The sequence below is a fragment of the Gemmatimonadota bacterium genome (assembly GCA_016712265.1).
Classification (GTDB): domain Bacteria; phylum Gemmatimonadota; class Gemmatimonadetes; order Gemmatimonadales; family Gemmatimonadaceae; genus RBC101.
On record JADJRJ010000021.1, the window covers coordinates 1 to 12,091 of the forward strand.

Here is a 12,091-nt window from a genome sequence, read left to right on the forward strand (position 1 = left end):
GTCAGTCTCCGTCCCGGCGTCGCGCAGGGCTTTGAAACCGTGGGAGGCGAGGGCCTTAGCCTCTCGCCGGGAGTAGCCGAGAGCATCGCGCAATCGGCGTTCAAACGTCGTGATGGAGTCGGGGCGGGACGTGAGCGCCTTCATGGCGTCCATCTCCGCACCCATCTCCGGGTCGGGCATCGCCAGGACACGTGCGGCGTAGTCGGATGCGCGTCGGGCGAACTCGGACAGGAGCGCGGCCACAGCGGCGGACGGGTCGATGGTCTCGTCAGACTCCAGCGCCCGGTATATGCCCATCATCAGCGTTTCGTGCATCCGGTAGACGCCCGATGCCAGCAGGTTCTCCGGCGCGTCGCCAAAGATCGAGGATGCAAACGCGGTCGCGTCGCCCGCAACCAGCGCCGCCTGCGTCTCCTCCCAGTCGCTCTTGTACTCGCCGAGACTCTTGGTTGCGGCAGTGTTGGTCGGTTCGGCTGGGCAGTGGGTCAGGGATGCTTCGCCGAGCGGCCATCGCGTGATAGCCGTTGACTTCGTGCCAGCCACGGCTTCTTTCTCGACAAGGTGGGCCGCGGCGCCGGAGGAGAAGCCGAGACGCTTCGCGCCCGCAAGCCGCTGGATTCGCTTCAGGTACTCGTCAGACTCGGCGATGATGCCCTCGTACCAGAGCCCCACATCGTCCGCCTTGACCTTGCCCGTGCCGATCTGCCGGGAGCCCACGGCGGGGTCTAAGCCATGGTGCCAGTAGAGGTTCAGGTCGAAGGACTCGCCCGACTTGACGGGCCTGCCGAAGTCGGTGGCCTTGGTGAAGAACTCTCCGTCAAGGTCCGTTGCGGTAGGCGAGCCAAAGCGCACCAGGTAGCCCTCTACCCGGTTGCCCACGGCTTTTACTTCAGACCCGAATCCGATTACTAAATCCATAGCTATGTCACCTCGGCCAGAGGTACTACCTCTGCCACCGGCCCCCATCGCGGGTCATCAACCACCCGCCCGAATCCTGACAACGGTGCCCCCGCCTGCCACGCCTCGTACCGCCCCGCACCCAACACCTCGCGCTGCTGCTCTGCGCTCATGCGCCCGAAGAGCGTCTCCGCGCTCGGGATGGACTGCTCCACCCCCGCCACTTCGGGGACCATCACACACCGACAATTATGAGATATAATGTTATTGGCGATGTACCATCCGGTAGTCGTCTGGAGGTTGTAGACATGACCAGCAAACGCCCGCCTTTCAACACCGACGATGCGATTCGTCTCTATCTCTCCAAGTCGCTCCGCGTATGCGCGTCGGAGTTGGGATGCAGCTACAAGTCCATCCGGCGGGAGATTTCCGCCTCTGGCGTCACCCGGCCCCGACGGCTCGAAGTTGACTGCGAAGCCATCGTTGCGAGATACAAACTCGGTGAGCCCGAGAACGTCATTGCCAAATCCATGGGACTGGAGAGAACCGTCATTCACCGCAGGCTCATAGAGTCCGGGGTTGAACTCCGGAGCAATGCCGACGCGAACCGCAGACTCGCCGCTGGCCGAACCATCGAACAGCGAATCGCCTACGCTTCCGCCGCACATGAGGCAGTCCGAGGGAAAAAGCAGACCATCGAACACAGATGCAAAATCGCTGCGACCCGTGAGCGAAACGGTGCCTCGGGGTCTGCCGCGGAAACTCTCCTTGCCCAATGGCTCCAAGGCCGGGGTCTCGAATGCATCCCGCAAAAGGCTATCGGCCCATATAACTGCGATATCGCTACCGGCTCCGTCGCCGTGGAAATCTACGGCGGAGGTTTCCACAGTACGGGGCGTCACGCCATGAGAAGCAGTGAAAGACTCCGCTATCTTCTCGATAGCGGTTGGAATGTAATCATTATCTGGGTTGATAATCAAGCATCCTCTTACTGTCCCCAGCGCGGATTACGTATCCGCCTTCTCAACTGTCCGCGGCGCTCCGTCCGGGGTCAATATCGGGTGATTTGGGGTGACGGTAAGGTCCGCCTCGGGTCCGGTCTCCGTCACCGTCTGCCGCCTGCCGGGGTGCTTACCATCGTCCCTGCGACGAAGCACCTCGGGTGACTGGCGCAGGGCGTCTGTAAGTCGTGTCGGCTCCCGTGGAGCGCCCAACACGCAGCGCACACCCTGCTATCCCCAGCGCACACCCTCACCCACCCGCTCAGTACATCCGCGTTGGCCGCGTAGCTCTGCCGCGTCGCCTCCCGGTAGGCCCGAATCGTCTCCGTCCGCGCGATGGTCTCGGCCCGCGTCAGGCTCACGTTCGTTGCCGCCCGAATCCGCGCCGCCACCTGGTCCGCACCCTCACCCGCTCCGATACCTGCCGCGACCGCCGCACGAATCCCCGCCACCGCGTCCGGTCCCAGCGTTGCGAAGTGCGCCCTGAGCGGCGACCCGTCGCCCATGAACCCCGAGAGCGCGTCAATCGCCTGAACCTGCGGGTCTCTCCACTGCACCGCGCCCGCCACACGTCCGAGTCGAGACGCCGCCGCCACACCGTCCGATGATGCCAGCTCCTGCGCCCTCTGCACTGCCTCTGCTGCGGGTTGCTCCAGGTCGCGGAGCGCCTCCGCAACCGCCTGCTCTGTCCGCAGTAGTTGATCCCACCGCTGCCACTGCCACGGCTGGAGTGGCGTCTCCGCCTCCTCCAAGTCCCTGATGGCCCGCTCCATCCTGTCCAGCGCCTCGTCTATCGCGGTCCGCGCCGCCTCAAGGTCCGACCGAAACGCACTGACCGCCCCGTCCTCCCGCCGAACCAACCGCGCCCGCTCCCTGCGCGCCGCCGCGTACAGCGCCGACTCTGCCTTGACCGCTACGGCTCGAAAGGGGAGCGTCCAACCGGACCCCCGACCGGCTCGGGTGTCTGTGCGTCGGGGTCGGCCTTGGGGTGGTAGACGCCAACGTCCGCGGGGTCGGGAGACTCGCCCGCGATGCGCTTTGCCGTTGCCCTGTCAACCACGCCGGACTGATAGAGCGCCGCCGCACGGGTGCCGTCCGCGCTCACATCGTCGGCGAGGGCGCGTACCTGGGAGTTGTCGAACGCGAGGTACGCACCCTCGGGGAAGCCGAAGTCGAGACGGAGCGCCTCGGTGTACGCCTCGGCGAACGAGCATTGAAGCGGGAGCATCCCGTCCTCCCACGCTGCCTGTCGCGCCTCTTCGTAGTTGGAGTACGTGTTGTGGGCGAGCCCGGCGCCGAGTCCGAGCACCATGCAGTTAAGCCCCAGGACGGCGGTTATCCGCTCCTCGGGCTTGACCCGCATCTGGTCAAGAGCCATCTCGTCAGGCGAGAACGATACCTTATCGATTTTGAACGAGTCGGTGAGGACGGCCACGCCGCCCGCCGCGTCGCCGCTGAAGTCCTCGGCAACCCGCTTCTTCATGGTCTTGGCGACATCGGGGTCAAGCTCGACATCGCCCGCGCTCATGTCGGGGGAGATAATCAGGCTCGGCACTGCGTTGTTCTTCGCCATGGCGTAGGCCATGGTGCTGCCCGCGTTGTCGGCGGCGATCTCGCGCAGGCAGGAGAGGAGCGGGGCGCGACCGAGCCGGTGGTCGTAGGGATCGCGACCGATGCGAACGACTACCATGTCTTCGCGGGGTATGGGGTAGGTCTGTCCGTCCACGGTGTAGAGGTAGTTCACCCCGTCGGGCATCACCATGTCCGAGGGTAGGTACTGTAGCCCGATGGGTGCGCCGTAGCCGCCTGCGCGAACCTTGCGGGCGTAGGCTGTCCCGTGGAGAAAGTACGACTCAATCTCCATTGCCCACCACACGGAGCCGGGGATGCCGGGCTGCGGCATGGAGAGCAGGTCAACCGCGCCGCGAGAGTCGATGACGCTGTACTGACCGTCCTTGGTCGGTATGCGTAGCTCCCAGCGGCCCTGGGGCCAGTTGCGGGCGTACCACTGGAGAGAGATGGCAACGATGGAGTTTAGGCTGAGGTCGCCCGCCTCACGGACCCACGCGCGGGTCGAGCCGGGGAGCGAACCGCGGAGGATGGCGGAGAGTTGGCCGGAGCCGTAGCCGGTGACGTTGGAGCGCCCCCGCGACCCTATGGGCTGCGGTAGGTAGTCGGGCACTTTTGGAGCCCGCTTGAACCAGGTGGACGGCTTGGTCAGTCTCATCGGCAAAACAAAACGCGCCACAAATCGACCCCGGAGGGTGTTTGTGGCGCGTGATGTGCGCCGTGATTATGGTTGGCAGGTCAAGCCCGCTTGCCCAGAGTCTACCTCCAGGGTGTGGGATCTGTCAAGCAGCAAAAAGCCGGTCGCTATCGGGTTGAGCGCCCTCAGCCCCAAGTCACGGCAACCGGCTTTCTACTCAGACAGGACGGACCTATGCAACTGGATTTTGCCACGGAGAGCGATGATCTGTCAAGCGGTACAATCGAGCGGGCGGCGGTGCGCGACTGGTGAAGCGGCCCGAGTCATCGGGTGTAGCGCGGGACGGATGCAAGGCCCCCGCAGAGCCATGAAGAGTTAAAGCCTACGCGGCCGGTTCGATCCCGGCCCGCTGCCCCTACGCCGCCCCAGCCGTGACGACGCGCTTTTGCGTGACCTCGGTAAACGCGTCGGCGAGTGCGTCCACCATGTCGTCGGTCCGTCCGTTGGGGAACGTTCGCAGCTCCTCAAGAAACGCCGCCATGTGCGGACAGTCGCGGGCGATGGACACGTTGCCCCCGTTGACCTGCGCCGAGACGCCCGCCGCCCGCACCTCCTTGGCACCGGTCACGGGCAGAACGCGGACGGGATAGCCTGCCATCATCCGAAGCATGCGCACGCTCTCCCCTTTGCCCGCCTGGCCGGGGTCTTGCGGCAGTCGGACGCGGACCTTGGCCCCGTCCACGCCCGCCGTCTGGACTATCAGCCGGTCGCGCTGGTCAACGTCGAAGCGCTCGCGCTTGATGTCGAGAATCCAGAAGCGCCCGTCCGTGTCCTGGCCCACCTTGACACCCGCTGTCCAGTCGCCCCCGTCCTTCGTCGCGGCCAGATCCCAGCCACGGGAGGCGCGCAGTATCTCCGGCGGGTCGCCGACCGCGAGGCGGGTCTGCTCAAAGAACGACCCTTCTCGGGCCGTGGGCTGCTGCTGGTAGAGCGCCCGCCAACTGTACTCGCCCTCGTTGGCGACCATGACGGAGCGTATGGCGAGTAGGTCGGGCACGTCGTACCGCTCAGGCCACAGCGCCATGCCGGGTTGCCGTCTCCAGTCCCAGTCGGGGTACGGCTCCTCGGAGAGCGCGGAGAGCTTTAGAACCGTCCACTTGCCGGGCTCTGCGGCGACGGCGCGCGACAGAACATCGTCCTCATGCCAAAGGGTCGCGGTCATCACGATAGCCCCGCCAGGTTCAAGGCGGGTGAACAAGTCGTCGGTGTACCAGTCCCAGGTCTTTTCTCTGTAGACCTCGCTCTCCGCGTCCTCACGGCGCCGGATGGGGTCATCGATGTGGATACGCCGGAACCCGATACCGGTAGGCGGGTTGCCCACGCCGCGCGCGACGAACGACCCACCTTCGGGCAGCGTCCATTCGTCCGCCGCTTTCGAGTCGGGCGAGAGCCGCCGCGCCGCGGTGATGGCCCGCGCCTTTTTGCTGAACCGGTTGGCGAGCCGCTGCGTGGCGGCGGTCAGCAGAACGTTCTGGTCGGGGTGACGCTCAAACCCCCACGCGGCACCCCGGATCGTCGCCGACTCACTCTTACCGTGGCGGGGTGGCATATGGATCGCCAGCCGGGTTATCTCGCCGCGCTCGACTGCCTCCAGGTGCTCGGCGATCAGGCGAACGTGGCGGGGCAGTGTCCACGACTTGGGCGAGGTATCGCGGAGGTAGTCGAGAAACGAGGGGCCGTCAGTCTGTCTGTCTGTCGGCTCCGCTGGTGGGTTGGCCCGCCGCCCCTGCTTCTCCATCTGCCTCGGCCCATGTCGCCGCACGATACTACCCACGGAGATCCTCAGTCATCGGAGAGAGTCTCCGACAGCCCAAGCGCAACCGCGTCCGCGTTTAGCGCGTAGTCAACCGCCGCCACGCCCGCGCGGATCAGCCCGGCTGCGTCCCCCGGCGTCAGCGTCTCGGGCGGCAAGTCCTGGTACGCCTTCAGGGACCGCGTGGCGATCTTCAGGCAAAGCTGCCCGGCGGCAATCACTTCGGCGGCGCTGACCCTGACCCTCTCCAGGTAGGCGCGGCAGGCGGCAGAGCGTTCGGCTTCCTCGTATCCGCCACGCCTCACACTGTCCATGTAGGCATCGTAGGCGGCTGCACGTTCGACCCACCGGTGTCGCTCAGACCACCGCTTGACGTTCGGTAGGCTCCTGGCAGACATCTGGCAGACCTTTGGCAGACTCCGCTCCGGCCCCATGTCCCGATAGGCGCAGAACGCGGCGAACGCCTTGGAGGTCTCGCCCGGTTGCATCTCCCATGTGTTAGCCATCGCTCTTGCCCTCCTCGAAAACGTTCTGAGTCCCGCACCGGTCACAGGTGGTTGCGATCAGCCGGCACACGATGACCCTGCCGCCGTGTTGTATCGTCTGCTCTCGCCCCCGCGTCACGGCCAGGACATGGCCACAGTTGCCGCAGCGGTAGGCGAAGGTGGTGGTCGGTGTTAGTTTAGTCATGCTGCCCTCGCTTTGCACAATGCCCCTGTAGCCCTCTACGTGCCTCAAAGAACCGCCCCTCCCCCGTTCGTGGGCTCTCCGTCCGTCTGTGGCTCTGCTGGCACTATCTCCCTCCGAATCCGCACGGTCATCCTGCTGCCCGTTGGCGCTTTGGTCCACTCCACGGCCTCTGCGTAGGTCATGGGCTCGGAGTATTGCCACGGGTGCCCGCCGAACGATGTGCGGACCCGGTACTGCGCTTTCACCATGCCTCCGCGTCGTCGTCGTAGTCGTCTGCCGGGTCCGTTGTGGCGCAGTGCCAGATTCGGAGCGCCAGGAGCAGCGCGGCGAGGATCAGGGCCACGAGGATGGCCTTGACGATGGCAAGGATAGTTATGGTCCCTCCGTGAGTCGCTTTATCTGCGGCACCAGATCATCCGGCATGGTGACTGTGACGTGCCCCCACGGGCGTGGCTCCCAGTCCTCGGGTATCAGTTCGGCGATGGATTGGAGCGTCTCCCGGCAGGCGATGTACCGCTCCGCTGTGCCTTCGTGGCTCTCCGTGTGCGTGCCGATGACGTGCATCAGGGCCACCACCTGCGCGGAGGAGAGGTGAATACCGTCACCGCCGTACAGTTCGCGTAGTTTGAGCATCTGCTCCATCAGTAGCAGCACGCCCCGTCCCTCTGTGTACAGGTTGGCGCGATCTATGTCCCGCCGCGCCTCTTCTACGGGGTCAATCGTCTCGCTCATAGCACGGTCCCCGCGACGTACTCGTAGGCGTCGCTCCTGAACTGGCGGGCGGGGATGCGAAACTCCCTCCCGCCGTCGGTGTAGCGCAAAGTCGCCCCGGCGTCATCGGTCGCGGTGACGACCACGGGGGCGCGGTGGTCGGCGAGGCTCAGCAGGTCGCCCACGCGGGGCGCTCGGTCAGCGGTTGTCATCGTCCCTCCATGCCCCGAGCGCGTGCGGCGCGCTGGGTGTCAGCGTCGGCGGATACAACGGCCGGGCGCATGGGTGTGGGCCCCACCATCTGGAGCAACGCCTGCCGCTCTGCCTCGTTGCGCCGGATGAACTCACGCCGCGCCTTTACGGCGGTTTCTGCAATGTCGGAGATAAACGGGATGTTAGCCCGCCCCGTGTTTGTGTCCACCTGCGCCAGAAACGCGCGCTCCCAAAAGCGACTTCGTCTGTCTCGGTCATCCCTCCTGCCCTCCCTCCCCGACCGGCTGCCCGGCCTCGGCGATGTTGTGGCGTGTCGTCATCTGGGTATCCTATGCCAGAAAAGCCCCCGCCGTTGGGCGGGGGCGGGTGGTCTACTCGGCAAACGGGTCTTGGATGTCCGAATTGTCGGGCGGGGGCGAGGGACGCCGCTGCTGGGGGCGAGGGGCGGCGGGAGCCTGGGGGCGCGCAGCGGGCCGGGGAGCCACAGCCGGTTTCACCGACATGATCTTGTTGTTCAGGAACCCCTTCGCGTTAGTGTACTCGTCCACCATGACGCGCCACTGCGCCGCGCGCATCTTCGGCAAGTCGAGCGCCTTGAACTCCTCGTCCGTGAGGCGCCGGCCCATCATCTGGTCAAGGAGCGTGGTCAGGTTCGCGCGGTCGTCACCGTAGCGCCGACCCGTGAACTTGACGAACCGGTAGGGGTTGCCCTCTTCGTCCGTATCGTCCACCGTCTCGAAAATCCACTTGAAGTCGGTGGTCTTGGTGCTGGGGTCGTTGTAGGCGGTCGCGTCCACGATTTCGATGTCGTGGAGGTTGCACAGGTACACACCCTGCGGCGCTGCGACAAACCCGCCGCCCCCACCGATCTCCGCGTTCTCTGCAAAGAAACTCATTCTCTTCGTTCTCCCGAGGCGTCCGCCCCGCTGTCTATGCCGTTGGTCGGCATGGGTATTTTACTCTATATGTCTCAGGTAGTCAATGCCGTAGTGGATGCAGAATCGCTTGATGTCCGCCTTACTCCTGCCCTGGCGCTTCATGTACCGGGCGACGGCGTGTGCCCATTGAGCCACGCGGGCGGGGGTGTCTGCCGCCGTAGCGGGCCATCCCTCGGTCAGATTCTTCAGCGCCTGTTTTCTAAAATTCATACGCCATCCTCATTTTTCTAAGGAGTTCCGTCGCGTACTTCTTTCCATTTCTCGGGTCTGTCGCATCGCCGTAGAAATAGTATGCCCCGTGGTGCTGCTGGCATTCTGCCAATAGCTGCTGAATATCTGGAGAGTCTTTGCGGACATGAAGCCATGGGAAATCTTCGTACTTCACCCATGATCCATAAGGCAGAACCCCGATAGGCTTATAGTCTCGATTCAGCCAGATGAGGGAGTCGCCCACAGGGTGAAGGCAGTAAGGGAGTACGCCCATGATAGACTTCACGGCCCGCGCACTATAGCCCCGCTCATGCACCCGAGTGCATTGTTCGCCAGGCCCGTAAAATGTTCCGTCGCCTCCGAGTGCTGACATGAGGGCGTAGATAGACCCTCTCAAAAAAACTTGCCACATGGTGCTTTTCCTCTCTTGTTCCCGAGCTTCAGAGACTGGGGACGGTGTGTAATGCTCCCCTGTAGCGCGTAGCGCGGAGGGGGAGTTTTACACTCCTCCCCAACTGGTTTTTTTTGACCTGTTCCGAGTTCTGTACTCTAAGGGCGGAACAGGTCATTTGGAACAGGTCAGCCCCCTCAGTGGAGGCTGATCCGGTATAGTTTCGAGCCCCTCGGCCCGTCCTCTACCGCGACCTCTTCAGAGGCTACCAGATTCTCTACTGCGGTGATGACAGCCGCTTTCTGCGCCCCCACCGTCTCCGCAAGTTTCGCCTGGCTGAGCGCCTCGGGCCGGATCGTCCATAGCGCGTCGTACACCCGCCTGCACATCTCGTCTGTCTTGTGCGCGTCGGTGTCGGCGATAACCCGGAGGTGCGTGCGCCCCCCGTCGTCTACGATCTCAAACTCTGCCCTCAGCGCCTGGTGGTCAGGCACCGCCCTACACTTCGTCGTTCGGATCGCGTAGTGGTCGCCCTTCTTGCCGATGCCATAGCTCATGTCCGACATGGCCGGCAGATCGCCGCTGCCGCGCATCTGCGCGTGTCCTGGCTGCTCTCCGTCCGCCCTGCCCTTCCTGTCATGGTGGAGCACCAGGATGGTCGCACCCGTCGCCGTGATCTGGGAGAAAACGCGCCGGAGTTTGGAGACGTGTTCCGCCTCGTTCTCCTTCAGTCCCGGCGCCATGGCCGTCAGTGTGTCACAGACCACCAGGGCGACGCTCTGAGCCGTGCAGAGAGCCACAATGCGCGCCACGTCGATAGGGTTGCCCAGGTTGGCCCCCTGCTTGCCCACGTAGGAAAACGGGGTGCCGCGCTCCATGCCCAGACGCATGAGCCGCTCACGCACCATCTGTGGCCCCATCTCCTCGTCTATGTAGAGGACCGCGCCGGGGTTGACCTCGACACCCAGCCAGGTTCCCCCCGAAACCATCGCGCGGCACAGGTCGAGCGCCACCCACGATTTGCCCATGCCCGACGGCGCGGAGAGGTAGTGGATTCCCGATCGGACCAGAACCCTATCCACGAGCCATATCCCCTCCGGCTCCTCCAAGTCGAATAGCTGATCGACGCTCAGGACCGTCCACCCGTCCACAGACGGATCAGCCTTCGGGGGCGCCTCGGCACCGATTCCGAACGTCGTCTCGACACCCGGCGGCGAGTAGGTTTCGCCGACGCGGCTTAGCTCCCGGTCTATGGTCCGGCTCAGGTAGGTTCCCTCGCCCCGGCGTTCGTCCCATTTGTCACGCGCAAGGGCGCTGCTCCGCATGATCCGCTCTATCTGCGCGGGGTCAGTTGTCCAGAAGGCAAGCATGGCGGCAAGCGCCGCGTCCGCCTCAGAGGCGCCTGGATAGCCGCTGATATTGCCCGCCATGAGCGCGGCCAGCTTCGCGCCGTTCCTGGCCTCTGTCGCCCGCTCCATGAGCGCCGCATCGTCCATGCCCAGCGGAGACGCCACAGGGCGATTCTGGGGCGGTCTGGGGTCTGGTGTGAAGTAGTGCGCCACGAACGCCCCCAGTGCCTCCTGCGCCGGCCGAATGTCGAACGCGCCGTACCGATACCCCGTGACCGTGAAATAGCGCGCATGGTCGTAGGCTTCGACATTGGCCCCGGCGCTGCGCTTGCCGCTGAACCCCTCGGGCATGGCGCCGATACCAAACAACTTCAGCCCCGTACCCGAGGGGCTCACCTCGGTATAGGTTGCGAACTTCTCCACCCATTCCAGCGCCTCGGGGGTGATCTCGCCCGTGTCGGGGTTGCGGCATTTATCCAGGTCAACCCCGAAGAGGGGATCGTCGGGGCTGAACACGTACCCGATGCCGTCGAACTCGGGGTTGGTCTCGTAGTCGGCCACGGCGGAGGAGAACGATCGCCATGTATCGGGGTCGGTGCTGCTCGCCTTCCGGGTGAGACTGGCGTAAGGGATTTTCGTCAGCCTGCCGCCGCGCGTCTCTGCCCTCCATGTCACCCACTGATCCCGCGCGCGCAGCTCTGCGGGTATCGCGTCCGTGATGGGGTCGATCATTGCCGCACCGCCAATGCCTCGTTGATGCGCTCCGACGCCTCAGCCATCGTCGCGGGCGGCGCCCCCCTGTACCCGAGCGATGCGAGGAACCGAAGCTGATTCGCGCTCGGGGGCTTCTCGGAGGAGGGGCGAGCGTCACCCGTGGCCCTCAGCCGCGCCTTCGCGGATCGGTCGTGAGAGTCCCAGCCGATCCGATAGAGGATGTAGGAGTGGAACCCGTCGGGGTCCGACTCGATAAACCCCATGAAGTCCCTCAGCCAACACAGAGTAGCGTGGTCGGCATAGGGGGAGTAGAGTCGGCGGGTGAGATCAATGCAGACATCATCGGCGATGTCCTTCGGGTCCAACGACAGACCCTGATACCGACGGTGGCGCACCGAGGCGAGAACGATATTGGCGACGGTGCTGCGCCTGTTGACGAGAAAGTTTGCCTCCCATGAGGCGGACGGATCGGGCATACGGAACTCCCATGTTTGGATTTTGGGGACCAGGTAGGCGATTATAACGCCGGTTGCGAGGATAAGCAATAATGAGTAAAATAGAGCCATGGAAACGACAACGCGTGCACGGAAACCAAAACACCCGCACCGCCTACAGGTGATGATCTCGGAGCCGTGCAAGGCTCTTCTGACGGAGATTCGCACGCGCCAGGGCATCAGCGAGGGCGCGGCGGTCGAACTGGGGGTCCGCGCCTACGCCGCGGTCAACGGCATCAGCGCCGCCAGCCAGGCAGATGCGGGGGGCGAGTAGATGCCGCGCTACAGAATCCGAATGGGCCGACCGTGCCCCCGCCCGTGTTGGTTCGCCGAGTGGCGGGACCGAGACGACACCATCCCCGGCGTCAACTACCGCGAGGGCATGGCCGCGCTGTTCGCCACGCGGGCGGCGGCGGAGCTGGTAGCCGGGCAGATAGACCCGATATGGATGCCCGTTGTCGAAG

At 64.6% G+C, this 12,091-nt stretch carries 12 protein-coding genes and 1 tRNA gene; 2 read left to right on the forward strand and 11 right to left on the reverse strand.

Features of this window, described 5'->3' with window-relative positions:
* The 4 genes from IPK85_03895 to IPK85_03910 all read right to left on the reverse strand — a co-directional run.
* Positions 1 to 879: HK97 family phage prohead protease (locus tag IPK85_03895; protein ID MBK8246530.1), on the reverse strand; the 879-nt coding region annotated here is incomplete at its 3' end.
* A 41-nt stretch (positions 880 to 920) separates the two neighbouring features.
* Entirely contained in the window at positions 921 to 1,877 is a 957-nt protein-coding gene (locus IPK85_03900) for a hypothetical protein (GenBank protein MBK8246531.1), read from the reverse strand.
* A gap of 125 nt (positions 1,878 to 2,002) precedes the next feature.
* Positions 2,003 to 2,671 (reverse strand): hypothetical protein, encoded by a 669-nt coding sequence (locus IPK85_03905; protein MBK8246532.1) that lies wholly within the window; start codon positions 2,669 to 2,671, stop codon positions 2,003 to 2,005.
* Between the two features lie 140 nt (positions 2,672 to 2,811).
* Positions 2,812 to 4,125, reverse strand: coding sequence for a phage portal protein (locus IPK85_03910; GenBank protein ID MBK8246533.1), 1,314 nt, complete (start codon positions 4,123 to 4,125; stop codon positions 2,812 to 2,814).
* Between the two features lie 270 nt (positions 4,126 to 4,395).
* On the opposite strand from IPK85_03910, the gene IPK85_03915 reads away from it, so the two are divergent.
* A tRNA-OTHER gene (locus IPK85_03915) sits at positions 4,396 to 4,518 on the forward strand.
* A gap of 1 nt (position 4,519) precedes the next feature.
* On the opposite strand, the gene terL is transcribed toward IPK85_03915, so the two are convergent.
* The 7 genes from terL to IPK85_03950 form a co-directional block, all read right to left on the reverse strand.
* Positions 4,520 to 5,902: a phage terminase large subunit gene (gene terL, locus IPK85_03920; protein MBK8246534.1), complete on the reverse strand. Its 1,383-nt coding sequence runs from the start codon at positions 5,900 to 5,902 to the stop codon at positions 4,520 to 4,522.
* Positions 5,903 to 5,946: 44 nt separating this feature from the next.
* Positions 5,947 to 6,423, reverse strand: a complete 477-nt coding sequence (locus IPK85_03925) for a hypothetical protein (GenBank protein MBK8246535.1) — start codon at positions 6,421 to 6,423, stop codon at positions 5,947 to 5,949.
* 556 nt (positions 6,424 to 6,979) lie between these two features.
* Positions 6,980 to 7,339, reverse strand: coding sequence for a hypothetical protein (locus tag IPK85_03930; GenBank protein MBK8246536.1), 360 nt, complete (start codon positions 7,337 to 7,339; stop codon positions 6,980 to 6,982).
* Complete coding sequence (locus tag IPK85_03935; GenBank protein ID MBK8246537.1) at positions 7,336 to 7,530, reverse strand: hypothetical protein; 195 nt, start codon at positions 7,528 to 7,530, stop codon at positions 7,336 to 7,338. Before IPK85_03935 ends, IPK85_03930 begins: the two co-directional genes overlap by 4 nt.
* A gap of 372 nt (positions 7,531 to 7,902) precedes the next feature.
* A complete protein-coding gene (locus tag IPK85_03940) occupies positions 7,903 to 8,427 on the reverse strand; it encodes a hypothetical protein (GenBank protein MBK8246538.1) in 525 nt (174 codons plus the stop codon).
* 840 nt (positions 8,428 to 9,267) lie between these two features.
* Positions 9,268 to 11,151 carry an AAA family ATPase gene (locus IPK85_03945; protein ID MBK8246539.1) on the reverse strand — a complete coding sequence of 628 codons (1,884 nt, stop codon included), beginning with the start codon at positions 11,149 to 11,151 and terminating at the stop codon, positions 9,268 to 9,270.
* Entirely contained in the window at positions 11,148 to 11,609 is a 462-nt protein-coding gene (locus IPK85_03950) for a hypothetical protein (protein MBK8246540.1), read from the reverse strand. The genes IPK85_03945 and IPK85_03950 overlap by 4 nt, the downstream gene beginning before the upstream one ends.
* Positions 11,610 to 11,751: 142 nt before the next feature.
* Here IPK85_03950 and IPK85_03955 point away from each other — a divergent pair, with 142 nt between their 5' ends.
* Positions 11,752 to 11,901, forward strand: a complete 150-nt coding sequence (locus tag IPK85_03955) for a hypothetical protein (protein ID MBK8246541.1) — start codon at positions 11,752 to 11,754, stop codon at positions 11,899 to 11,901.
* Positions 11,902 to 12,091 lie beyond the last annotated feature (190 nt).